We start from the raw sequence: 21,366 nt of genomic DNA on the forward strand, positions 1-21,366 counted from the left end.
CCGGCAAATGCCGGCGTTTTTTTATTCTGCACCTGGTGTGCTTAGAAAGGTGCAACCTGATCGGAGGGGACCTGCGGCACACTCCAGCGCTGCCGGGCATTGCTGGCGGTGTATGGCTCGCGATGATAAGGAATTTGCATCCCTTCGCCATACAGCCACATCACCAGGTTGGTGCGCTTGCCGCCGGTAATGGGTTGGGCCGCGTGGGCGACACTGCCGCGATGCAGCATGGCCATGCCCGGGGCAAAGGCAAGTCGGTTTACGCGCCCGGTTGCAGGGTCATAAAAGTCCACTTCAGAGCCCTCGAACTCCTCGCCCGGCAGGTTGATGTTGACGTTGAGCGTGGCCGCCGACGCGTCGGTATGTAACCGCAGCGAGGTGTCCATGCCGGGCTGATACTGAATGGAAAAGCCAAAGGTCTGGCTGTCGTAACCCATCACCTCGGGAAACAGCAAACGCGCTATCGGGCGCATGTAGTTGTCCATCAGCTCACGATAAAGGGCCTGAAACCCGGGCGCGGCGAGGTAGCCTTCCGAGCGGGCATCCAGCATGGCACCATAGCGGTTAAGGGCAATGCCATAGGGCGGGCGCAGCGGAATGTGCGCATTCGCCACCTGCTCAAGGTAATCGCGCAATTCCCCCAGACGAGCCGGGTCAAAGAACTGGACTTGATATACGCCGGCAGATACTTCCTGCCAGAGATCGGCGACTGCCAACTCCTTGTCCGGATCCTGCCAGGCCTGGTGCACCGCCTCACGCAGTCCGGCATCCAGCAGGGTATCGTTGAGGGCAAACTCACCCTTGAGTTCGGTTTGCTCCCATTCCTGCCAGGCGTCGCCGAGCAATTGGCGGTTGTCGTCCCAGAATCGCTGTACCGATGGAGCGCGCGCCAGCATGGCGTCTCGTGAAGGCAGCGCCAATGCCCGGGCCTGCTGCAAGGGGCTGAGAAGGATGACAGAAGCGGTAGTGGTCATCTTGATGTCTCCGGCAATAAGGACGAAGCCATCGCCGTGGCGATGGTGCTGACCACAAGATATTGCAATTAATATCCTTGATAAATTACAGTAAAATGGATTAAGAATTCTGGTTTTTTATATAATTGGTGGTGAAACAACAAGGGCCGGCGCTCGCAGGAGCGCCGGCCCTTCACTCAGAACAGCCAGGTGTAAAGAACGCCGGCACTGACCGCCATGGCAATGATCACGGCCAGAAAGGCAACGATCATGGTGTTTTTGAAAATGGACTTCAGCAAAATCACCTCGGTAAGGCTGGCGCCGGCGCTGCCGATGATCAGGGCCATCACCGCGCCCAGCCCCATGCCCTTGGCAGCAAGGGCGGCACTGAGCGGGATCACCGCTTCGGCCCGAATATACAGGGGAATGCCGATAACCGCCGCCACCGGAATGGCAAAGGGGTTGCTGTCATTGGCCAGCCGGGCCACCAGCTCGGTGGGCATAAAGCCGTAGATCATGGAGCCCAGGGCAATGCCGCCAATCAGGTAGGGCAGCACCTTTTTAAAGTCTTTCCAGGTGGCCTGCCAGATTCGGCGCCACTTGCTGATTGGTGCCGCAGCTTGGCCTGCGCATACCGCACCACAGCCCTTTGACTGGGGCTCAATATAGGCCTCCGGCTTGACGAACTGCTCAAAGCCCAGCTTTTCCAGCAGATAGCCGGCCACCACCGACACCCCCATGGCCATCACGAAATAGAACAGGGTGACCTGCAGGCCAAAGGTGACCGCAAACAGGCCGATGATCACCGGGTTTAACAGCGGGCTGGCGAACAGGAACACCATCATGGTTCCAAAGCCCGCCCTGGCCCTTAACAGCCCCTTCAGAAAGGGAATGGTCGAGCACGAGCAAAATGGGGTAATTGCCCCCAGAAAGCCGGCGACCAGGTAACCCCTGCCGTTTCGGCCACTGAGAATGCGCTGAATTTTCCGGGGCGGAATGTACTCCTGCAGCACACCCACCAGGTAGCTTATCAACAGAAACAGCACCGTCAGCTCGGCGGCCAGAAAGGCGAACATGTTCAGGGTGTCTTGCATCATTTTCATGGTGATATCGGGCATAACCTAATTCCTATATTTCTAGAATATTCGAAATATAAAGGGGAGCATTGGACGGATCAAGACATTTCTATTAATATCGAAATATATTTTTAAAGAGGGTTCGCGTGTGGAGCTGGAAACGGTTGCCAAGGCATTGAAAGAACTGGGCCATCCTACCCGGCTGGCGATCTACAGAAAGGTGGTCAGGGCGGGCTATCAGGGCATTGCGGTGGGAGGCCTGCAAGAGCAGCTGGCCGTGCCGGGCTCAACCCTCTCTCACCATATTGCCAGCCTGGCCTCGGCCGGCCTTATCTCTCAGCGGCGGGAAGGGCGTACGCTTTATTGCGTGGCCGAGTTTGAACGCTTGCAGTCGGTGATTGGCTTCCTGCAGGATGAGTGTTGTATGGACGAACGCTAAACACAGCCAAAGGAGAACACCGACATGACCACTGCCACTCTGGGCATTCTGGGCGTTGGCCACCTGGCCACCTATACGGTAACCGGCCTGCGCAACGGCGGTGACCAAAGGCGCATTATTCTAAGCCCGCGTAACGCCGCAGCGGCCAGCCGGCTGGCCGAACAGTGCCGGTGCGAGGTGGCCGGCAGCAATCAGGAAGTGGTGGAGGGCAGCGACATCATTCTGCTGGCGGTGCGGCCGAAGAGCCTGAGCGAGCTGGTGCAAGGGCTGACCTTCAAGCCCGGCCAGCTGGTGATGTCGGCCATGGCGGGAGTGTCGTTGCAGCAGTTGCGGCAACACGCGGCGCTGCAGGGCGCCACCCTGGTGCGCGTGCTGCCGCCGGCCAGTGTGGAGGTCGGCGCCGGGCCGGTGCCGCAGTTTCCGGCCAACGCCACCGCCGAGGCCCTGTTCGGCGCCATGGGCAAGGTGATTGTGCTGGAGTCGGAAGCCCTGTTTGACGTGGCCCTGGCCCACGGCTGCCTGCATGGCTGGAGCTATTTTCTGGTGCAGCAGCTCATTGACTGGAGCGTGGCGCAGGGCATGAGCCAGCACGCCGCCCGGCAAATGGTGGTGAACTCCATCACCAGTGCCATGGCCCTGGCCGAATCCCGCCCCGAGCTTGACTACGGCGACATTGGCAACGGCATTGCCACCCCCGGCACCTTTACCCTGAAAGGCCTGGAGCACATCAACGCGAACAACGGCCTGCAGGCCTGGTCCGACGCCATGGATGTGGTAAGCAAGGCAGAGTAAGCGCAGCCCTCGAAGATCATGCCTTCGAGGGCTTCGAAACAACGCATGGCCTGTAATCCCTAGCCGGTCAGCAACCGGGGCAACCACAGCGCAAGGCCGGGGTAAAAACTAATTAAGGCGGCGGCCAGGCACATGAGCATGAAAAAGGGCAGGGCGGAGTAGGCTACCCTGCCAATGTGTTCACCGGTCAGCCCCTGCAACACGAAGAGATTAAAGCCCACGGGCGGTGTGATCTGCCCAAGCTCCACCATGATCACCAGAAAAACCCCGAACCAGATGGGATCAAAGCCCGCCAGTTGCACAATGGGCAGGGTTATCGGCAGGCTCATTACCGTAATGGAGATGCCGTCCAGAAACAGTCCCAGCACAATGTAAAACAGGGCCAGCGCAACCAGTAACCAGGCGGGAGAAAGGGCTTGCTCGGCAATAAAGCTCGCCAGCTCCCGGGGCAGGTGCAAATATCCCATGGCGGTGGAGAGCAGGGCGGCGGTGACCAGAATGCTGCATACCATGGTGGCGTTCAGCAGGGTGGCGGCCAGCGCCTCCTTGAACATGGCGAGGTTTAACTGGCGCTCTGCGGCCAGCAGCCCCAGGGTGGCGGCCACACCGACAGCGGCGGCTTCCGACGGGGTTGCAATGCCTGAATAAATGGCCCCCATCACCAGCACAATCAGCAGGAACACGGGGGCCAGACAGGCAAGGCTGTTCAGCAGTGACAGCCCGCCCGCGTTTGCGCGCGGAGCCTTGTCTGGTCGATACAGCGCCAGTGCCATGATATAGCCGGAATAAAGCAGGGCGATCAGCAGGCCGGGGATCACACCGGCCATAAACAGCTGGCTGATGGACACCTCGGCCTGCACACCGTAAACAATCATGACAATGGACGGCGGGATCAACAGACCCAGGCTGCCGGCACCGGCCAGAGAGCCAATGGACAGATGCCGGTCATAACCCCGACGAGACAGTTCATTGGTGGTGATCTTGCCAATGGTGGCGGTGGTAGCGGCACTGGAGCCGCTGACGGCTGCAAAAATGGCACAGCCAAACACATTGGTGTGTAAAATGCCGCCCGGCACCTTCTGCGCCCAGGGCTCCAGGCCTCGAAACAGCCGGTCCGAGATATTGGAGCGAAAAATCAGCTCCCCCATCAGAATAAACAACGGTATGGCCGACAGCTCCCAGGCGTTGCCCGCGCGATAAAGAATGCGACTCAATATGGCACCGGCGCGCTCCAGATCAAAGCCGCCCAGCCACACCAGCGAGCCGAGCGCCACCGCCGCCAGCCCGGCAAAAATCCAGGTGCCTAGCCCCAGAAACAGAAAAATAAGGCCGAGCACGCCGGCCGCCAGCATGATGGTTTCCATCAGTGTGCTCCCTGCGGGTTGTTATTTGGCGCAAGCAGGGCCAGGGCCTTGCCAAGCAGGGTAAGGCACAGCAACACCATACCCAGCAACACCATGCCTTCGGGTATCCAGATAGGGGTTTCCGCCAGGGTGTCACTCAGGGTGCCGCGCTGATAGCTGCGCCAGACGTTCTTGCCCCATGCCAGGGCCAGAATGGTGAAGGTGACCAGTGCCACCAGGGTGGCAAACAGCTCGGGCAGCCAGTGCCAGCGGGCGGGCAGCTTTTCCACCAGTAGCTTCACCTGAATAAGTGAGCCTCGCTCAAGGGCATATCCAAGGCCAAGAAAGGTCATGGTGGCAACGCCGTAGCCCACAAACTCATCCAGCACAAAGGTTGAGTGGCCAAACAGCCGCAACCCTATCTCCAGCAATATGTGCGCGGTGATATAGAGAATAAGTCCCATGGCAAGCCAGCCCGCCAGCTGGTTAAGCCGGCGGCTGAATCCAATGATGAGCGCAGCCATGACTCAGCTTCCCTGCCGGAATTGCTCAAGGATCTGCCGGCCTCGCTCACCGGTTTCTTCCAGCCAGCGCTCCGTGGTGGTGTGGGCCGCCGCCTGCAATTCCTGCATGAACTCGGTAGGCAGTTGTTCCTTGATGGCCACCCCGTGTTGCTGCAGCGTGCGATAGTTTTCGGCTACGCGGGCGCGCACCTGCTGCCAGTTGCGTTCGTCGGTCTGACGGGCGGCTTCGAGCACGGCGGTTTGTTGCTCAGGCGACAGACGTTCAAACTCACTGCGGTTCATGTGCACCATATTCAGCGGAATGGCATATTGAATGGCGCTGTAGTGCTCCAGGTGCTCCCAGAAACTGGCGTTGGCACCGGCTTCGGCGGAGGTCAGCACCGCACTGATGCCCCCGGTGGAAAGTTGCGGCACCACATCGGCCCACGACAGGTTGACCGGAGAGGCGCCGGCATTTTTCAGGGTAAGGGTGCCGTTCTTGTCGTAGGTACGGATCTTCAGGTTATTCAGGCCGGCGGTAGAGGCCACTTCCTGTTTTGCCCAGATACCGCTGGCCGGCCAGGGTGAGGCATACAGCAGGATCTGATCGTTATCGGCAAACACCTTGTCATAGTGGGGGCGTGCCAGCCGGTACAAGCGTTCTGCGTCATCTTCGTTGCGCACCAGAAAGGGCAGGGAAGAGAGCGCAAAAATGGGGTCTACTCCCGCCAGGGTGCCGGCCAAGGTATCTGCCAGCTGAATGGCATTGTCTGCCACGGCATAGAAATGATCTGCCGACTTGTAGCCGAGCGCCCCACCGGTATGCAGGGCGATGGTGACCTCGTTGCTGGTCAGCTCCTTGACCTTGTCGATAAAGTAGCCGTCTCCTTCGGCATGAATGGAGCTGTGATTATATTCATTGGAGAAGTCCATTCTGGTGGCGGCGGTGGTGTGTTGCGGCAACAGCAAGGCCAGTGACAAGGCGAGTGCGGAGAGGGTTTTTTGCATGATATGGTCATCCCTGACGGTAAGTTTCACCTGAGTATGTGAACTCGTGCTGAGAGACGACGCAGTAAAAGCGACTCAAACATATCCGCCCACGACGTGGCGTATACTCCCGCAATGGCCCCACGAGTGTCGCCAGGCCTTCAATGTAACCACAAGGACAACCATGCCCAGCCGCAATTCAAACCACACTCAGGAAACCCGTGCCAGGCTGGATCGTCTGGCCTGGCTGCTGGACAGCGCCGTTCGGCTGCCCGGCGGTTTTCGCATTGGCCTGGACGGCATCATGGGGCTGGTGCCCGGGGTGGGGGATCTGGCCGGTGCCGCGTTGTCGGGCTACATAGTGCTGCAGGCCGCGCGCATGAAACTGCCGGTTACCCTGCTGGCGCGCATGGGCCTGAACGTGCTGCTGGAAGTGCTGATTGGCAGCATTCCCATTCTTGGGGATCTGTTCGACTTTGCCTTCAAGGCCAACCGCCGCAATGTGCGGTTGATGGAGGACTATTTTGAGCGAACGGGGCGCGAAGGCTGAATTGGCGCCCGCCCGGTCACTGCCAGGCGCCAATTGAGAGGCGAGCTACAGCGCCCACTCCACCGCCTTGGCGGCATGAATAACCGTGGTGTCGTAAAGGGGCACCTCGGTGTGCTCCTGACCGATGAGCAGGCCAATTTCGGTGCACCCCAAAATAACCGCCTCGGCCCCGGCCTGCCGCAGCTCGTTAACGATGCGCAAATAAGCCTGGCGAGACTCGTCTTTGATCTCACCCAGGCAGAGCTCGCCGTAGATGATATCGTGAACAATTTTGCGGTCGGCCTCGTTGGGCACAACCACATCAAGGCCGTATTGTTCGGTCAGCCTTCCCTTGTAGAAGTCCTGCTCCATGGTAAAGGCGGTGCCCAGCAGGCCCACTTTCCTTACGCCGTCCTGAGTCAGTGCTTCGGCGGTGGCATCCGCAATATGCAGCAGGGGAATATGGATGTTTCGCTCGATGTCTGCGGCCACCTTGTGCATGGTGTTGGTGCAGATCAATACAAAATCGGCCCTGCCCGCTTCCACGCTTTTGGCGGCATCAATCAGGATGTCGGCGGTGCCGGCCCAGTCGCCGCGGTGCTGGAGCTGCTCTATCGGCTGAAAATCCACGCTGTGCAGCACGATCTTGGCGGAGTGCAGGCCGCCAAGGCGCTGCTTGACCCCTTCGTTGATCTCTTTGTAATAGCCAAGGGTGCTCTCCCAGCTCATGCCGCCAATCAGGCCTATCGTTTTCATGTTGTTACTCTTGTTGGTGAGCCGCGCAAGCCAAAAAGTATTCAGGCAGGGTTTTGCCCGGTCAAGGTTTAACAACCAAGGGCCGGTCAGTTATGCCATGGGCCCCAGTGGTTGCGTTTGTTGCAGGGCACTGGCATAGACGCCGGCAAAGTGGCTTTTCAGCCAGTCCATCAACCCGCGCACGCGTTGCAGCTGAAAGCGGTGGGGCGGGCACACCAGCGAGAGCTGAGTGGTCTGGGACCATTCCGGCAGCACCTCTACCAGCGCGCCCCGGTCAATGTCGGTCTGCACATAGGCGTCGGTCAGCCGGGTAACCCCAAGGCCAGACAGCGCGGCCTGGCGCATGGCCCGGCCGCTGGTGATCCTGAAGCCGTTTTTTGCCTGAATAAGCTGCTGCTCGGTGCCGCGCTCCAGCAGCCAGTGCTCAACGCTGCCGTAGATAAGGGGCAGCCCTCGCAGATCGGCGGGCTCGCGCACCGGGCCGTGTTGTGCCAAAAACGCCGGGCTGGCCACATAGCGAGTGGTGACCCGGTGCAGGCTGCGGGCCACCAGGGAGGAGTCTTCCAGCACGCCCATGCGCACCACCAGATCATAAGGGCTGCTCAGCAGATCCACCCGCGGGCTGGAGAAGTCCAGCTCCACTTCCACACCCGGGTGCGCCTGCTGAAAACGAAACACCAGCGGGGCTATCAGCTCTTCACCAATAATGCCGCCCACCGAGTTCATGCGAATGACCCCTTTCAGCTCTTTGGTTGACTGCATGGCCCATTCGGCGGCGGACTCCAGCTGCCGAAAGGCCAGCTGGCTGCGCTCGAAATAACCCTCTCCAATTTGGGTCAGGCGCAGGCTGCGTGTGGTGCGGTGCAGCAGCTGCACTTGCAGCGCCTGCTCCAGCTCGGTCACCTGCTGGCTTAGATTGGCCTTGGACTGGCCGGAGGCATCGGCGGCCGCGGTAAAACTGCCGTGCTCGGCCACCAGCAGAAAGGCGCGCACCCAGCGCCAGGAGATATTGTTCATAAAAAGCGAACAGCCTTTTTGAAATGTGCCCATTTTTCATAATACCGCCCTTGGCCACAATACGCCCGTGTTTCACAGCCGGCCCGCCATGTTGGCGGCCCGGGGCTTAGGAGAAAGATGATGGCAAAACCACTGGTAGTGATTACGGGCGCATCCTCCGGCATTGGCGCGGCCATTGCCCGGCAGTTTTCAAATGAAGGGCATCCGCTGCTGTTGCTGGCGCGCCGGGTTGAGCAACTTGAAGCCCTGGATCTGCCCAACGCCCTGTGCCGCCGGGTGGATGTGACCGACGCCGAGGCGTTTCGCGGCGCCATTCAAGAGGCCGAAGCCGTCTACGGCCCGGCAGATCTGCTGGTAAACAATGCGGGCGTGATGCTGCTGGGGCAGTTGAATATCCAAGACGCCGCCGAGTGGAAGCGCATGTTTGACGTAAACGTGCTGGGCCTGCTGAACGGCATTCAGGCGGTGCTGGGCGACATGACCGCCCGAGGCCGGGGCACCATTTTGAATGTGAGCTCCATTGCCGGCAAAAAGAGCTTTCCCAACCACGCCGCCTATGTGGGCAGCAAGTTCGCGGTCAGCTCCATAACCGAAAACCTGCGCGAAGAAGTGGCCGACAGCAGCGTGCGCGTCATGGCCATTCACCCGGGCGCGGTAGACACCGAACTGCTGGGCCATACCTCCAACCCGGACATTATTGCCGGTTATGAAGAGTGGAAAACCGCCATGGGCGGCGTGCTGGTGGCGGACGATATCGCCCGTGCCGCGCTCTTTATGTATCAGCAGCCGCAGAACGTCAACATTCGCGACATTACCATTGCCGCCACGCGGCAGCCGGCCTGATCACCGCACTCGGTCTTGTCGGTAAGCCAAAGGCATAAATAAACGACCAGGGTGGCAGCGCCCTGGTCGTTAACGTGTTTAAAAGCGGCCGTTGCCGCCAAGCAGCTAGTAAGTGATTTCGATGCCCTGTCTGGCGACAAAAACGCCGGCACAAAGGCTGCCCGCCAGCGTGCCGGCCGAGGTGGCAAAGGCCAGCATAAAGCTGAGGGCCGGCCCGTGAGAGAGCAGGGCCGAGCCCCACTCGAAATAGTGAACGGCGGCGGCCAGCGCAAACACCAGCATGGCACACCGGTTCAGCAGCAAAAACAGCGGTATCTCAAACGCACCCACCTTGTTCCTGCCCTTGAAGCGAGACAACCCTCGCCAGGCATAGGCCAGCGCCCCGGCGCAGGCCAGCATCAGCACCGCAAGGGAGTAAGGCAGCGGCGTGTGACCACTGAAAATGGAATACCATATGCTCACGGCATAAACCGCGCCCGCTATCCAGGCCACCACTAACGGCAGCAGCACCAGCCCCATGTTCGCTCCTTGTGTTTCAGGTTGATCGCTGGGAAGGCCGCCAGGGCGGCCTTACAACAGCACCAGGCTCAGAATATATACCACCGCCATGCCGGTAACGCCCTGCACCAGGGTGGCCATGGTTTGGGCACGATAAGCCTGTGGCACGCTCATTTTGCTGAACTGGGTCACCACCCAGAAAAAGCTGTCGTTGGCGTGCGACACCGTCATGGCACCGGCGCCAATGGCCATTACCGTTAACACATGGCCCATTTCACTGCCCAGGCCAATGTCGCCCAGCATGGGCGCCACCAGCGCCGAAGTGGTCACCAGCGCCACAGTGGACGAGCCCTGCGCCGATTTCAGCGCCGCCGACACAATAAACGGCATAAAAATACCGATGCCCAGGCCCGACAGGGCCGTGCCCAGATAGCTGCCCACATCGGTGGCCTTGATCACGGCACCAAAGGCACCGCCGGCACCAGTGATCAGCAAAATGGGGGCGGCCGCCACCAGGCCGTTGGCAATGTAGTCGGAGAACTGCTCCAGCCGGTTATTGCCCTTAATCAGGTTGAACGACAGGAACAAGCCAATAAACAGGGCATTCAGCGGCTGACCGAGAAAGTTAACCACGTCATAGAGCGCCCCTTTGCCCATCAGCTCGGCAGGAAAGTTGGCCACCGAGCCCAGGCAGATAAGCAGAATGGGAACAAAGATAGGGGCAAAGGCATTGAAGGCGCCGGGCAGCGCGCCATAGCGCTGCTTCATGGCCTCGAACTCTTCGGCCTTTTCCAGCAGCTCTTCGGCACCTTCACCGTCGGGCAGCTCATGCTTGAAGCGATTTGCCCACAGCAGGCCTGCAATGGCCGCACAGCCCGCCACCAGCAAACCAACGGCAATCACGGTGCCCAGGCTTGCCTCCAGGCCCAGGTTGCCCGCCGCCGCAATGGGGCCCGGGGTGGGAGGCACAAAGGTGTGAGTGGCATACAAACCCGTTGCCAGTGCCACACTCATGGCCACGCTGGAAACCCGCATGCGGTTGGCCAGGGATTGCTTGAGCGAGTTCAGAATGACATAGCCCGAATCACAAAAAACCGGAATGGACACCAGATAACCAATAATGGAAACGGTAAGCGTGGGAAAGCGGGGGCCCAATATTTTAATAACCGTTTCCGCCATGGTAATGGCGGCGCCGCTTTTTTCAAGAATGCCGCCAATAATGGTGCCCAGCACAATGACCAGGCCAATGTAACCCAGAATGCCGCCAAAGCCATTGCTGATGTTTTTGGCGATGTCGGCGATGGGCAAACCACTGGCGAACGAGAGCAAAAACGCCGCCAGCAGCAAAGAGATAAATGGATGTAACTTAAACCGCGCCGTGGTTATCACGATAAAGGCGATAACGGCGATCAGAATCAAGACGGTACTCATGGTCATCATTCCCTGTTGAGCGTTAAGGGTATATTGCTTGCGTTAAATGCTCGAAAACCGTTGCCGAATATGCGCCATTGGCAGAGAGGATTCAACCGCGTCGCTTCAAAAACGCGGCGAGCGGCAAACTTGCTTGCCATCACGCCAGCCCCTTGTGCTCAAAGGGGGCTTGGCCTTGGTCGCAAGACTTGGTAAGGGATTGTTTTAATGAATGTTATTCAGCGTTTGAACATTTGCACATTCAGCTTCACCGCATCGCCCAGCCAGTAGGCATGGGTGGTGTGATCCGCCAGATCGTCGCCGGTGTCGGCATGCACCAGCACGCTCAGCGTGCCGCGATGCCGCTCCAGCCAGGGAATAAAGCGGTCAAAGTCGGCATGAGTAAACTTCACCTGGCAGCTCCACCGGGTATGCGGCCCCACCGGCTTTTGATGAATGCGGCCCACCTCAAGGGAAAACTCATTGGCAATGCGCTGGCACAATTCAGTGGCAAAGGCCAGCGTGTGCGCATCAAAATAAACGTGGGCGTGGTAGGCATCGTATTGATTAACCGGTGCTCTTGACATTGTTAAATACCTTGGCTGAGTGAAGAACGCAGGCAAGCATTAAAAACCCGCCTGGCTGGGAATAGAGTGATCACCGTTAAAACGACGTAAAGTCCGGCATAACGGGAGAGTCATCAAGCAGAAAGTCGCGAATGGTTGGCCCGATTCTGGATGAATGCAGCGGAAACTCGCCGCATTTATCCGGGGTAATATTTGGCAGGGTGGCGGTATCCAGCCGCTCCCAGACCGTGCGCGAAGAATAAGGCATGCGATGAGGCGACGACGCAAGAAAAGAAACCATGCCAAACAGGTATTTTCTGCGGTAACGATGTGGGGGGAACAGGGTGGTCATCATAAAAGAGCCGCTGTTTTGGGACTCAAACTCCATTACAAACAAACGCTCACCGTGATAGGCGGCCTTGCCCTCATAAACCGTGCTTTGCCGCGCATCTTCCGAGCGCATCAGCATGGAGTCTACGGTTTTGCTGTAAACCAGCCCCTCATGCTCCTCCAGCATGGTTAGCGCCACCACCACGCCATCCGGGGCGGCCGGAGATAAATTAAATGTTTGATAAACCCCTAAAAAACGCCGGAGGTCGCGCAGGCTGCCGGGAAAGGCATCATAAAAGGGGTCGGTCCGGCTGCCGGTTTTGGCCGAATTTTTCTGGTAGGCATGAATAAGCTGTTCGGGGGCTTCAAACATGTCTTCATCTCGCACACCAAAGTAGCGGGAAATGCGTCGTAGATTGTGGCTGGAAGGTTTGGCCCGCCCGGTAAGGTATTTGCTGAACTGCTGCTGATTAATGCCGATATCGCGGCACACCTGTGCCGCTGAACCCCGCTCGGCGCACAGATATCGCAGGTTCTGGGAGAAGTGTGTACTCATGAATCGGCGTCTGTATCAACTCAATGTAAGCGCATAACAAAACCTAAACTAGCATAAACTCGCTTAGTTGCAAGCCGTTTGGGCTTCCTGATAATGGTGAAAGATGAAGCAATGATGAAACGGGGTGAGAAAGCAGGTTATTTTTTTAATGTTGTTAAGGGACTAACGGTTTAACTCAGGGTTAACGCATTAATTTTCAAGAAAATAGCGGAGTCGACATGCATCTATTTATTGCTACTCTCAGCACGGAAACCAACACATTCTCACCCCTGCCCACGTCATTGCAGAATTACGAAGATTATTTTCTCAGGCACGGCACTGCCACTCAGGAGCCCCCCAATTTAATGACCGAAGCCCTTCATGTTTGGCGGGAGCGGGCAGAGGCGTTGGGCTGGCAAGTAACGGAAAGTCTGGCCGCCATTGCCGAGCCCGCCGGGCGAACCACCAAAAGCGCCTATGCCGCACTGAAGGGCGAAATTATTGATGATCTGAACAAGGCGGGTCAGCCGGACGTGGTGTTGCTGCAACTGCACGGCGCCATGGTGGCCGAGGGCGTGGATGACTGCGAAGGAGATATCACCCAGGCCGTGCGCGCGCTGTGCCCCAATGCGGTGATTGGCATTGGGCTGGACTTGCATTGCCACCTGACTCCGGCCATGGAGGATGCCTGTGATCTGATCATCATGTTCAAGGAATACCCGCATGATGATGCCTCTGATCGCGCCCATGAAATCTTTGACCTGGCGCAGCGCACGGCGGCCGGTGAAATCAAACCGGTCATGGCCAGTTATGATTGCCGCATGATCTCCCTCTATCTCACTAAAGAAGGCGCCATGCGTGACTTTGTGCAGCACATGCAGGCGCTGGAGCAAGAGCACAATATTTTGTCGGTGTCGTTGGCCCATGGCTTTCCCTGGGCCGATCTGGAAGAGGTTGGCACCCGCGTATTGGTGATCACCGATGCCGACCACGAGCTGGCGGCAAACAAGGCACAAGAGCTTGGCAGGCGGCTGTTTGCTGAGCGCCACGCGGTGACCCGGCAATATCCGGACCTGGATGAGGCTCTGGCGCTGGCCGCCACCGTGACTGATGGCCCCGTGGTGCTGGCGGATATGTCGGACAACTCGGGGGCGGGTGCACCCGGTGATGCAACCTATGTGCTGCAGGAAGTGCTGAAACGCGGGCTGACCAATGTGGCCTCCGGGCTTTACTGGGACCCAATGGCCGTGCGCTTTTGCCTTGATGCCGGCGAAGGGGCAGAGATTAACCTGCGCCTGGGGGGCAAGGTGGAGTCGGCCTCGGGCAGCCCGGTGGATATTCGAGGGCGCATTATGCGCATTGCCGATAATGTGGGGCAGCACCTCGGCGCCGGCCTGGAACCGTTAGGAACCGTGGTGTGGTTTCAGGCGGAAAACGGGGTGGATCTGATCATCAACAACCTGAGAATTCAGGTGTATCACCCCGAGGCATTTGAGCAAATGGGCATAGATCTGTCACAAAAATCACTGATTGTGGTGAAGTCGCTGTTTCATTTCTACACGCCGTTTGCGGCCATCTCGTCAAAGGTGATTTTCTGTGCCACGCCGGGCCGGGTGAATCCAAATATTAATGAAATTGTATATCAGGACCGCGCCCTGGATTTTTGGCCCGCGGTAGAAAACCCATTTGAGAACGAAGCGGTGGCGTATTAAGTCGGAGTTCAATAAGGCTGCTTAAAAGAAAAAGATAGAACGCTGGACTCTTTGGTACGGTGCTTATGCGGGTGTTATTTGCAGTCGCGCATGAGCCTTACATGGAAGCAAGAGAGGTAGTAAAAGTGAAAGATCTATTTGATGGAATAAAGATAAAGGTCAACACTAACGGATTTTACCAGGGCTACAGCATGCCGGTGTCTGTGATCAGCAAGTTTGTTATGTCTTCCTTGCTGATCTGGGCATTGATATGGCCGCAAAGCGCAAATGAAAGCCTTGGCATTACCAACACCCTGTTATTAGGCTGGTTTAACGAGTTTTATATTTTAACGGTTGGCGGCTTTGCCTTTTTTCTGTTGTTGATTGCGTTTATTCCGGTAACGGGTAAACGGATTTTGGGCAAACAGAGTGAAAAGCCCGAATTCTCCACCATTTCTTGGTTTTCCATGATGTTTGGCGCCGGGCTGGGCGTGGGGTTGATGGTGTATTCCACCGCCGAGCCGGTTGGGCTCTGGGGCAGCAACCCGGCCATTGTGGCCGGTGAAGTGGAGCCCTACAGCGCCGACGCCCTGACCTCCAGCTTTCGATATGCCTTCACCCATTTTGGCTTTCATATGTGGGCCATTTACGTGGTGGTGGGCCTGACCCTTGCCTATTTGTCTTATTCCCGCGGGCTGCCGCTGACCATTAGAACGGCGCTCACCCCGTTGTTTGGCCGGCGCATGAACGGCATGCTGGGCCATGTGTTCGACATTATGGGCATGGTGGCCACCATTCTGGGCATTTCCGTGACCATTGGCTTTGGAGTGAGTCAGTTTGTGGATGGCATGTATGCGATCACCGACATGGCATGGCTGGTGAAGGTAACCGACGGCCAGGCACCGCAGCCAAGCATTGTGGGGCTGCTGACGGCGTTGTTCCTGATTATGTCGCTGTCTATTATTTCCGCCGTGTCGGGGGTGGGGAAGGGGATAAAGTATTTATCAAACCTGAACCTGGTGCTATCAATGGGGTTGCTGCTGACCTTTGTGATATTTGGCTCTTTTCTGTTTGCCACCACCACCTATGCCAGCGCACTGGGTGACTATCTTCTTCACCTGGTTGAGGTGTCATTCTCCGCATACCCGACCGACACGCCCTTGGGTGACTGGCAGAAGGGCTGGACGACCTTTTACTGGGCCTGGCAAATTGCCTTTGCCCCCTTTGTTGGGCTCTTTCTTGCCCGCATCTCACGGGGCCGCTCATTGCGCGAATTTGTGCTTGGCGCCATGATTGCTCCCGCCCTGTTCTGCTTTGTGTGGCTGGTGGTGGTGGGCGGCACCGCCATCGACGCCGAGCTCAGCGGCCTGGCCAACGGCGCCATTATTAATGCCAGTGTTACCAATATGCTGTTTGAAAACCTGAGAGTGCTGCTGGGCAACGGCCTGTTCCTGAACCTGATGACCATCATGTGTTTGGTGCTGATTGTGACCTTTCTGGTGACCTCATCCGACTCGGGCATTTTGGTATTGAACACCATCTCCTCGGGCGGCAATGTGCATGCCAGCGTACGCCACCGGGTGCTGTGGGGCGTGCTGTTAACCCTGCTGATTGCCTCTTTGCTGATTGCGGGCAGTGAGTCGGGCACCGACCCACGCAAGGCCATTCAAAATGCCATGGTAATAGGCGCGCTGCCCTTTAACGTGGTCATGGTGATGATGTGCCTGTCATTGGGCAAGGTGCTGTTTATCGACTGCAAAAGCAGTAAGAAAGCCTTAAAGCACTGCACCGAGTAACGGCACCCTGTAAAGGAAAGAAACTCAGCCCGGTTTATGCGAGCCACAGCTCGATAGATAAAGGGCTGAGTTTTTCTTTTTGCTATCTCTGATCGTTAAAACCTGTGGAACCTGCTTAGCGATGCGCTGACAAAGGCATCCCTTTGTTCAGGAATAAGCTAGATCATTCATGCCACCAAACCGCCGGCGTTCGCATCGGCCCCTTGAACGCTGATTGGCCGCTTTGCCTTTGCTTGCGGGTGATGCCGGCTGTCAGCAAGGCAGCTGGCCCTGTGCCTCGGCTTGGGTCGGCACGCATTCTCGCAAGTGGTGCTGTAGCCAGTGCATAAACGCTTGCTCCGGCTCATCGGGCGCTTGGTTCTGGCTTAGCAAAATGTAGCTGTGCCCGGACAACCTAAACCCGAAGGGGGCGATCAGGTTGCCGCGCTTCAGCTCATCCACCACCAGCGGATACGAGCCAATGGCCGCACCCAGGCCGTCCACGGCCGCCTGAATACAGAAATAAAAATGCGCAAAGGTCTGGTGCACATTGTCCGCCAGAAACGAGTCGCCATATCCGGCAGACCAGTCTGCCCAGGCTTTCGGCCGCGTCTGGCTATGGAGCAGCTTGATGTTGCCGAGGTCGGCTTTGACCAGCTCCCAATATTCCGGTGAGCAGACGGGCCCGACCCATTCCTCCACCAGGGGCGTCTTTCGATAGTCGTGCAGCGACACAAAATCATCCCGGCGAATGGCCATGGCTAACCCGGTCGTGCCCAGCGTGACGGGCCCGCCCGCGGTCGACAATCTGACATCCACCCCCGATTGCAGGTGAAAGTCCGACAAACGCGGCATCAGCCAGCGCATGGTCAACGTGGGCTCGCACGACACCTCCAGGCAGGGGTTCTGTAGCCGGGAGAGCATGCTCACGCCCGCATCCAGGGCGTTGAACGCCTGCTCGGTATAGCTTTTCAGCAGCTCGCCTTCCCGGGTCAGGCGTACGTTTCGCCCCTGCTTGTAAAACAAGGGCTGAGACAGGTACTGCTCCAGCACCTTGATCTGCTTGCTCACAGCGCCGTGGGTAATGTTCAGCTTGTGTGCCGCTTCACTGTAACTGGCTGACGATGCCGCCATATGAAAGATGTGGAACGCCTTCAGGTGTCTCATGTGTGATTTTTACTCACATAATGACCGAGATTTTTTCGATTATAGCCACTCCCAAAAGTCCCTACAATGAGCGCTATTAGTTCGTTATGAATCAATGGGGGAGGGGGTACGGAGTGGTTGAGTCTCGCTGTTCTGGGGTTGCTTATCGTCATCAGCCCGGGGGCGGATTTTATTCTGGTGCTGAAAAACAGCGTCAACCGGGGAAGAAGGGCAGGGGTCTGGACTGCGCTCGGGGTCAGCTTGGCCATCTGTGTGCACATCGCCTATTCGATGCTGGGGATCAGTTACCTGATTTCACAGAATGAAGTGCTGTTTAATGCGGTGCGCTATGCAGGCTGTGGCTATTTGTTTTACCTGGGGGTGAAGGGAATAGTAACGGCCGGCGCCAATCTTGAGGTGATGGCGGACCGTCAAAAAGAGGTCGCCGTATTGCAATGCTTGGCGCAGGGCTTTTTATGTAACCTGTTAAACCCCAAAACCATGCTGTTTTTCCTGAGCATATTCAGTCAGCTGATCACACCGGACGCCGGTGGCAACTGTTCGGCGCTACTGTACGGGCTTTACATGATGGCACTGCACGGGCTCTGGTTCTGTATGGTGGCCATGCTGTTTACCTCCAGCGCATTGCAAAAACACTTGCTGAGCATGGAGAAGCGATTGAACCAGGCCTGTGGGGCGGGACTGCTGACCTTTAGTGCCTTGCTGGCGATCAAGACGTGAGGGGATAATTGATACTCAACAGCCGGGTGTTAGTGGCTGTTGAGTATGGGACTGAACGTGCTGCTGGAAGTAGTGATAGGCAGCATTCCCGTGGTCGGTGATCTGTTCGACTTTGGCTTTAAGGCCAATAGGCGTAATGTGCGGTTGATTGAGAGGTATTTTGAGCGCCAATAGGGGAGTAACGCCGCAACCAGCGGCGAGTTTACGTGTCCGGCTGTGTTGCTTTGTTAGCATCACTTTGGACAGTTGGATGAGCTACGATATTAGTAACAGCTTGCTTTGCACTCTCTTGAGCTTTCTCCCAAGTAGCTGGGTCTGCAAAAAGCCACACAAAAATAGCCACTATAGCGCCAGTCCAAAAGTTTCCAACCACTCCTGCTGCACCATTGTTATGCCAACTTTTAAACTTCTTATACAAAGGATCTGAAGGTAAGCCTTTGACAGTTATTTTTCCAACTTCTTTTATTAATTGTTCTTTGACTTTGTTAATTTCTTCGTCTGCAGCTGTTTGCAAGAAAATATTGACTAACTCTTCAGCTTCCTTTTTATATTTATTAACTTCATTAGGTTGTAGTTTTAACTTAGTAAACTCTTCTACGTTTCGGCCCCTGCGAATAGCGTCTCTTTTTTCAGCTTTGTATATCGAATAGGCGATCATACCTGCAAAATCTTGTTTGTTTTTCACCAACTTCTCGTGCATTTGGTTATACGCTTTACTCATCCTTGAAAACCTTAACTTCATGCTTTTCATTATATTTTTTGCTTGCATCTTCCATCATTTCATTAAACTTTTTGGGAGAGACCTTCCCAACTACAGCTTTGGCCATGACGCTAGGCTTGTAACCTTTCATAATTCGATCGTTTACTTTTTCTGCAAGAGATTTTTCTCGAATTCCAAGGGTCTTTAATATTGAATCAAAAGACATGATCTTCTTCCTCTCTCTAATCCCTGCAAACATAGTTCAAATGCCACCATGTGATGCGAACGCCGTCATAAGCGGTGAGAAATTGTTGGCTAAACTGTGTAGCAAAGCGCGGAACCAAGCCAACTGTTACGAATCCGACTTGATGGCTTTGTTATACATCATTTTATGCCATTCTAAACTTTTTTCAGATATTTTGTGTTTTTTGCTAATATTTAAGTGACCTTCTAAACCAATTAGTTCCCCATCCTCTGCTATAGAGAATGCAAATCCATCAAGAAGAACATGATGATTTGGACAAAGGCATAAAATATTTGATTCTTCATCAGGCCCATTGTAAGGCTGACCTAAAGGTATGATATGAGCCCCTTCTGAATAAGGTCCATTACTAATGGTCAATTGTATCCCACAAACCTGACAAGAGTTTTCATATATGTCCTTCACATTTTTAGATATTTTTGTATTTCTAATTATTCGGCTAACTGATGTTTCTTTTCTTGGGGGATAAGTTTTTTCGCTTTCTGTTTTAGTATCCTGACTCTCAACTTCTAAACCACATAGATAAAGTAAAGTTAGTGCCGCTTTTTCATTTATAGGATACAAATACCCTTGGTTTCTATTTCCTTCAGAGTCAACTGGAGAATACAAACCCTGCAAGTGTTCTTGGACAAGCTGAACTGTAGCATCTAAGTCGAAACTGCTTTCAAAAGTATAATATGTGCAAGCTACCGCACAGTTTTTGTTACTTTCGTCAGCATTTTCCTCCGCAACTAGTACCGCTTGAAAGCCAGCTTTTGAAAAAGAAAATATTACATCTCCTTTTCTAACCTCAAATATCCTTATCCTAGCGTGATGTTCAGAGTCACGAGTATCAGCTCGAATAACTCCAAGTTCTTTTTCTATTTTGAATTTAGATTGATTAACCCAGAAAAATTGCATGATACTTCCTTGATGTATAACGCCTTGCTAAACGGCAGCCGAAGCGGAGCGTAGGCTGTCCGGTGGAGGCCGCGCTTTTTGCGGCCGGAACGTATTTGAGCAACTTGTTGACAGTCATTGCTGGATGTAATTACATTTGGTGCATGTCCACTTTCCCAGCCTAAATTTTTTTGGAAGTTCACTAAGGTATATTGGCTTAGATGTGGTGCTTCAATTTGGGCACAGTGGCTTGGATGGATCTACTTTGGCCACACTTCTAAAATTTGGGCTACCTAACTCGCAATTTGATTTCCACTTTTGGAATGCGCCATTCAGCTCTGGCGCCATACACCAGCTAGGCTTTGAAAAATCTACTTCGTGGATAAAGGCATTCATTACGCCACGATCAAAAACACCTCTGGAAACACCTTTATGGTGGAGAACCATAATCGGCAAAGACTTTGAATAAGCCAATGCAGCTTCAATATGATTCCATTCGGTTGGCAAGGTAATAGGGTTTTTGATTATGGAGTCTTTGATTAAGCCAGAATCAATTTTCAATTGCGGATAGCCAAGAATAATTGCTCCCTGGCACTGTTCCATGATTTCAAGAACTTCGTCCAACGGTGCTTTGCTTGGATAGTCAGTTGAACCAAGCGTTCTGGGGGTTAACCCCATATTAGCCAGATTCATTAAAAATATATTTAGCCCTTCCTCGAACTCAGAAGAAACCCAAGTTGGTCGGCTTACAAAGATCTGCACGGTTTCTCCTATGACTGTTAACGCAGCATTAAGGTGTGAGCAACGCTACCACGAAACTAAATTATACCGCCGTAAACACAAAACCCAATGATGGAATGAAAAATGCCATGCATTGGGAATCACTCTTAAATGCTTTGTTAAGTGTATATTACCTTAACCGATGACCCTTTTTGGCAAACAACTCTAGTAAATCATGGACACGTATAAGCTCTTTGCACAAATGCTGCATTTCATGCGTCTCTCCAAGAAGCACAAACTCTCGACGGTTTATGTAAAAGGCTTTAAATATATGCACAGGATGCGACACATCAATAGGCTCGAAATCAACATAAGATGGTATAAATTCACCAATGATATCTTGAGCTAAATAGGTATCTAGACGCTCGTCAAAATGTTCCATTTGATTGCGGAGTTTTCTATTTTTCAGTGGGCTCTCGTTAGTTATTTGTAACGCTTGACGAAGCTTCAAAGCTCGTTTTTTGTGAACACCGTTTTCTCCTGGCTTTGAAGGCCAAAGATAGCGAGAAACAGATGCGGCCTGAAGAGCAATGTTATGAAGATGATCAAACAGTTTAGGCTTTGGTAGTTCAAGAGCTTTGAGGTCATCAGCAACTATCAATTCAATCCACTTACTTACAATTTCCATAGATTCCATTGCAGAAACCGTATGAGTAAGTAACGATTCTATATAAAATGCCTCATAAGGTGGAAAAATCAACTCCTGTTCGTTTTCCATATACTCTCCTATACACATAACATTATAATACTGCGCATGCGCATATTTGTTCTGTTGTGAAAGTACGGGTATCTCGTTTAACTTTATGATTTTATTG

25 protein-coding genes are annotated in these 21,366 nt (G+C 54.8%); 8 read left to right on the forward strand and 17 right to left on the reverse strand.

The window, feature by feature from the left end; all coding sequences use genetic code 11:
• Positions 1–41: 41 nt before the first annotated feature.
• Complete coding sequence (locus OJHNALOF_RS13580; RefSeq protein WP_165662340.1) at positions 42–974, reverse strand: 2OG-Fe(II) oxygenase; 933 nt, start codon at positions 972–974, stop codon at positions 42–44.
• A 176-nt stretch (positions 975–1,150) separates the two neighbouring features.
• On the reverse strand, positions 1,151–2,071 hold the full coding sequence (locus OJHNALOF_RS13585; RefSeq protein WP_165662341.1) for a permease: 921 nt from the start codon (positions 2,069–2,071) through the stop codon (positions 1,151–1,153).
• A gap of 106 nt (positions 2,072–2,177) precedes the next feature.
• Here OJHNALOF_RS13585 and OJHNALOF_RS13590 point away from each other — a divergent pair, with 106 nt between their 5' ends.
• Together OJHNALOF_RS13590 and OJHNALOF_RS13595 are read left to right on the forward strand one after the other, a co-directional pair.
• Positions 2,178–2,468: a helix-turn-helix transcriptional regulator gene (locus tag OJHNALOF_RS13590; protein WP_094198932.1), complete on the forward strand. Its 291-nt coding sequence runs from the start codon at positions 2,178–2,180 to the stop codon at positions 2,466–2,468.
• 24 nt (positions 2,469–2,492) lie between these two features.
• Positions 2,493–3,260, forward strand: coding sequence for an NAD(P)-binding domain-containing protein (locus OJHNALOF_RS13595; protein ID WP_165662342.1), 768 nt, complete (start codon positions 2,493–2,495; stop codon positions 3,258–3,260).
• A gap of 59 nt (positions 3,261–3,319) precedes the next feature.
• Here the strand turns inward: OJHNALOF_RS13595 and OJHNALOF_RS13600 are convergent, their stop codons facing one another.
• The 3 genes from OJHNALOF_RS13600 to OJHNALOF_RS13610 are packed head-to-tail and all read right to left on the reverse strand — an operon-like array spanning position 3,320 to position 6,114.
• Positions 3,320–4,624 (reverse strand): TRAP transporter large permease, encoded by a 1,305-nt coding sequence (locus tag OJHNALOF_RS13600; protein ID WP_165662343.1) that lies wholly within the window; start codon positions 4,622–4,624, stop codon positions 3,320–3,322.
• Positions 4,624–5,127 (reverse strand): TRAP transporter small permease subunit, encoded by a 504-nt coding sequence (locus OJHNALOF_RS13605; protein ID WP_165662344.1) that lies wholly within the window; start codon positions 5,125–5,127, stop codon positions 4,624–4,626. Before OJHNALOF_RS13605 ends, OJHNALOF_RS13600 begins: the two co-directional genes overlap by 1 nt.
• Before the next feature lie 3 nt (positions 5,128–5,130).
• Entirely contained in the window at positions 5,131–6,114 is a 984-nt protein-coding gene (locus OJHNALOF_RS13610; RefSeq protein WP_165662345.1) for a TRAP transporter substrate-binding protein, read from the reverse strand.
• A 163-nt stretch (positions 6,115–6,277) separates the two neighbouring features.
• On the opposite strand from OJHNALOF_RS13610, the gene OJHNALOF_RS13615 reads away from it, so the two are divergent.
• The gene (locus OJHNALOF_RS13615; protein ID WP_094198937.1) at positions 6,278–6,643 is read left to right on the forward strand and encodes a DUF4112 domain-containing protein; all 366 of its coding nucleotides are present in this window, start codon (positions 6,278–6,280) and stop codon (positions 6,641–6,643) included.
• 45 nt (positions 6,644–6,688) lie between these two features.
• Here the strand turns inward: OJHNALOF_RS13615 and OJHNALOF_RS13620 are convergent, their stop codons facing one another.
• Positions 6,689–7,378, reverse strand: coding sequence for an aspartate/glutamate racemase family protein (locus OJHNALOF_RS13620; RefSeq protein ID WP_165662346.1), 690 nt, complete (start codon positions 7,376–7,378; stop codon positions 6,689–6,691).
• A 90-nt stretch (positions 7,379–7,468) separates the two neighbouring features.
• Positions 7,469–8,395: a LysR family transcriptional regulator gene (locus OJHNALOF_RS13625; RefSeq protein ID WP_165662347.1), complete on the reverse strand. Its 927-nt coding sequence runs from the start codon at positions 8,393–8,395 to the stop codon at positions 7,469–7,471.
• 120 nt (positions 8,396–8,515) lie between these two features.
• Here OJHNALOF_RS13625 and OJHNALOF_RS13630 point away from each other — a divergent pair, with 120 nt between their 5' ends.
• Positions 8,516–9,238 carry an SDR family oxidoreductase gene (locus tag OJHNALOF_RS13630; RefSeq protein WP_165662348.1) on the forward strand — a complete coding sequence of 241 codons (723 nt, stop codon included), beginning with the start codon at positions 8,516–8,518 and terminating at the stop codon, positions 9,236–9,238.
• A gap of 105 nt (positions 9,239–9,343) precedes the next feature.
• Here OJHNALOF_RS13630 and OJHNALOF_RS13635 read toward each other — a convergent pair whose 3' ends face one another.
• From OJHNALOF_RS13635 to OJHNALOF_RS13650, 4 genes are all read right to left on the reverse strand, one after another.
• On the reverse strand, positions 9,344–9,757 hold the full coding sequence (locus tag OJHNALOF_RS13635; RefSeq protein WP_165662349.1) for a hypothetical protein: 414 nt from the start codon (positions 9,755–9,757) through the stop codon (positions 9,344–9,346).
• Positions 9,758–9,808: 51 nt separating this feature from the next.
• Positions 9,809–11,167, reverse strand: coding sequence for a GntP family permease (locus OJHNALOF_RS13640; protein ID WP_165662350.1), 1,359 nt, complete (start codon positions 11,165–11,167; stop codon positions 9,809–9,811).
• Positions 11,168–11,385: 218 nt separating this feature from the next.
• Entirely contained in the window at positions 11,386–11,733 is a 348-nt protein-coding gene (locus OJHNALOF_RS13645; RefSeq protein ID WP_165662351.1) for a DOPA 4,5-dioxygenase family protein, read from the reverse strand.
• Positions 11,734–11,809: 76 nt separating this feature from the next.
• On the reverse strand, positions 11,810–12,598 hold the full coding sequence (locus tag OJHNALOF_RS13650) for a helix-turn-helix transcriptional regulator (RefSeq protein ID WP_165662352.1): 789 nt from the start codon (positions 12,596–12,598) through the stop codon (positions 11,810–11,812).
• Positions 12,599–12,816: 218 nt separating this feature from the next.
• Here OJHNALOF_RS13650 and OJHNALOF_RS13655 point away from each other — a divergent pair, with 218 nt between their 5' ends.
• Positions 12,817–14,289, forward strand: a complete 1,473-nt coding sequence (locus OJHNALOF_RS13655; protein WP_165662353.1) for a M81 family metallopeptidase — start codon at positions 12,817–12,819, stop codon at positions 14,287–14,289.
• A 101-nt stretch (positions 14,290–14,390) separates the two neighbouring features.
• The gene (locus tag OJHNALOF_RS13660) at positions 14,391–16,064 is read left to right on the forward strand and encodes a BCCT family transporter (protein ID WP_165662354.1); all 1,674 of its coding nucleotides are present in this window, start codon (positions 14,391–14,393) and stop codon (positions 16,062–16,064) included.
• A gap of 252 nt (positions 16,065–16,316) precedes the next feature.
• Here OJHNALOF_RS13660 and OJHNALOF_RS13665 read toward each other — a convergent pair whose 3' ends face one another.
• A complete protein-coding gene (locus tag OJHNALOF_RS13665; RefSeq protein ID WP_165662355.1) occupies positions 16,317–17,210 on the reverse strand; it encodes a LysR substrate-binding domain-containing protein in 894 nt (297 codons plus the stop codon).
• A gap of 138 nt (positions 17,211–17,348) precedes the next feature.
• Between OJHNALOF_RS13665 and OJHNALOF_RS13670 the strand changes: the two genes are divergently transcribed.
• Together OJHNALOF_RS13670 and OJHNALOF_RS13675 are read left to right on the forward strand one after the other, a co-directional pair.
• On the forward strand, positions 17,349–17,930 hold the full coding sequence (locus OJHNALOF_RS13670; protein ID WP_206063710.1) for a LysE family translocator: 582 nt from the start codon (positions 17,349–17,351) through the stop codon (positions 17,928–17,930).
• Positions 17,931–17,975: 45 nt separating this feature from the next.
• Positions 17,976–18,104, forward strand: coding sequence for a DUF4112 domain-containing protein (locus tag OJHNALOF_RS13675; RefSeq protein WP_165662593.1), 129 nt, complete (start codon positions 17,976–17,978; stop codon positions 18,102–18,104).
• A gap of 28 nt (positions 18,105–18,132) precedes the next feature.
• Here the strand turns inward: OJHNALOF_RS13675 and OJHNALOF_RS13680 are convergent, their stop codons facing one another.
• From OJHNALOF_RS13680 to OJHNALOF_RS13700, 5 genes are all read right to left on the reverse strand, one after another.
• Positions 18,133–18,651, reverse strand: coding sequence for a hypothetical protein (locus OJHNALOF_RS13680; RefSeq protein WP_165662356.1), 519 nt, complete (start codon positions 18,649–18,651; stop codon positions 18,133–18,135).
• Complete coding sequence (locus OJHNALOF_RS13685; RefSeq protein ID WP_165662357.1) at positions 18,644–18,856, reverse strand: hypothetical protein; 213 nt, start codon at positions 18,854–18,856, stop codon at positions 18,644–18,646. The genes OJHNALOF_RS13680 and OJHNALOF_RS13685 overlap by 8 nt, the downstream gene beginning before the upstream one ends.
• 126 nt (positions 18,857–18,982) lie before the next feature.
• A complete protein-coding gene (locus OJHNALOF_RS13690; protein WP_165662358.1) occupies positions 18,983–19,792 on the reverse strand; it encodes an HNH endonuclease in 810 nt (269 codons plus the stop codon).
• A 210-nt stretch (positions 19,793–20,002) separates the two neighbouring features.
• Positions 20,003–20,533, reverse strand: coding sequence for a hypothetical protein (locus OJHNALOF_RS13695; RefSeq protein WP_206063711.1), 531 nt, complete (start codon positions 20,531–20,533; stop codon positions 20,003–20,005).
• A 148-nt stretch (positions 20,534–20,681) separates the two neighbouring features.
• Positions 20,682–21,269, reverse strand: coding sequence for a hypothetical protein (locus OJHNALOF_RS13700; protein WP_165662359.1), 588 nt, complete (start codon positions 21,267–21,269; stop codon positions 20,682–20,684).
• Positions 21,270–21,366 lie beyond the last annotated feature (97 nt).

It is taken from the genome of Oceanimonas sp. MB9 (assembly GCF_011319775.1).
GTDB lineage: Bacteria > Pseudomonadota > Gammaproteobacteria > Enterobacterales > Aeromonadaceae > Oceanimonas > Oceanimonas doudoroffii.

Excerpts from the sequence above, each read along its gene's own strand:
- OJHNALOF_RS13580 (WP_165662340.1), bottom strand. The coding sequence starts at position 974 with ATGACCACTACCGCTTCTGTCATCCTTCTCAGCCCCTTGCAGCAGGCC.
- OJHNALOF_RS13585 (WP_165662341.1), bottom strand. The coding sequence starts at position 2,071 with ATGCCCGATATCACCATGAAAATGATGCAAGACACCCTGAACATGTTC.
- OJHNALOF_RS13595 (WP_165662342.1), top strand. The coding sequence starts at position 2,493 with ATGACCACTGCCACTCTGGGCATTCTGGGCGTTGGCCACCTGGCCACC.
- OJHNALOF_RS13600 (WP_165662343.1), bottom strand. The coding sequence starts at position 4,624 with ATGGAAACCATCATGCTGGCGGCCGGCGTGCTCGGCCTTATTTTTCTG.
- OJHNALOF_RS13605 (WP_165662344.1), bottom strand. The coding sequence starts at position 5,127 with ATGGCTGCGCTCATCATTGGATTCAGCCGCCGGCTTAACCAGCTGGCG.
- OJHNALOF_RS13610 (WP_165662345.1), bottom strand. The coding sequence starts at position 6,114 with ATGCAAAAAACCCTCTCCGCACTCGCCTTGTCACTGGCCTTGCTGTTG.
- OJHNALOF_RS13615 (WP_094198937.1), top strand. The coding sequence starts at position 6,278 with ATGCCCAGCCGCAATTCAAACCACACTCAGGAAACCCGTGCCAGGCTG.
- OJHNALOF_RS13620 (WP_165662346.1), bottom strand. The coding sequence starts at position 7,378 with ATGAAAACGATAGGCCTGATTGGCGGCATGAGCTGGGAGAGCACCCTT.
- OJHNALOF_RS13625 (WP_165662347.1), bottom strand. The coding sequence starts at position 8,395 with ATGAACAATATCTCCTGGCGCTGGGTGCGCGCCTTTCTGCTGGTGGCC.
- OJHNALOF_RS13630 (WP_165662348.1), top strand. The coding sequence starts at position 8,516 with ATGGCAAAACCACTGGTAGTGATTACGGGCGCATCCTCCGGCATTGGC.
- OJHNALOF_RS13635 (WP_165662349.1), bottom strand. The coding sequence starts at position 9,757 with ATGGGGCTGGTGCTGCTGCCGTTAGTGGTGGCCTGGATAGCGGGCGCG.
- OJHNALOF_RS13640 (WP_165662350.1), bottom strand. The coding sequence starts at position 11,167 with ATGAGTACCGTCTTGATTCTGATCGCCGTTATCGCCTTTATCGTGATA.
- OJHNALOF_RS13645 (WP_165662351.1), bottom strand. The coding sequence starts at position 11,733 with ATGTCAAGAGCACCGGTTAATCAATACGATGCCTACCACGCCCACGTT.
- OJHNALOF_RS13650 (WP_165662352.1), bottom strand. The coding sequence starts at position 12,598 with ATGAGTACACACTTCTCCCAGAACCTGCGATATCTGTGCGCCGAGCGG.
- OJHNALOF_RS13655 (WP_165662353.1), top strand. The coding sequence starts at position 12,817 with ATGCATCTATTTATTGCTACTCTCAGCACGGAAACCAACACATTCTCA.
- OJHNALOF_RS13660 (WP_165662354.1), top strand. The coding sequence starts at position 14,391 with ATGGAAGCAAGAGAGGTAGTAAAAGTGAAAGATCTATTTGATGGAATA.
- OJHNALOF_RS13665 (WP_165662355.1), bottom strand. The coding sequence starts at position 17,210 with ATGAGACACCTGAAGGCGTTCCACATCTTTCATATGGCGGCATCGTCA.
- OJHNALOF_RS13675 (WP_165662593.1), top strand. The coding sequence starts at position 17,976 with ATGGGACTGAACGTGCTGCTGGAAGTAGTGATAGGCAGCATTCCCGTG.
- OJHNALOF_RS13680 (WP_165662356.1), bottom strand. The coding sequence starts at position 18,651 with ATGAGTAAAGCGTATAACCAAATGCACGAGAAGTTGGTGAAAAACAAA.
- OJHNALOF_RS13685 (WP_165662357.1), bottom strand. The coding sequence starts at position 18,856 with ATGTCTTTTGATTCAATATTAAAGACCCTTGGAATTCGAGAAAAATCT.
- OJHNALOF_RS13690 (WP_165662358.1), bottom strand. The coding sequence starts at position 19,792 with ATGCAATTTTTCTGGGTTAATCAATCTAAATTCAAAATAGAAAAAGAA.
- OJHNALOF_RS13700 (WP_165662359.1), bottom strand. The coding sequence starts at position 21,269 with ATGGAAAACGAACAGGAGTTGATTTTTCCACCTTATGAGGCATTTTAT.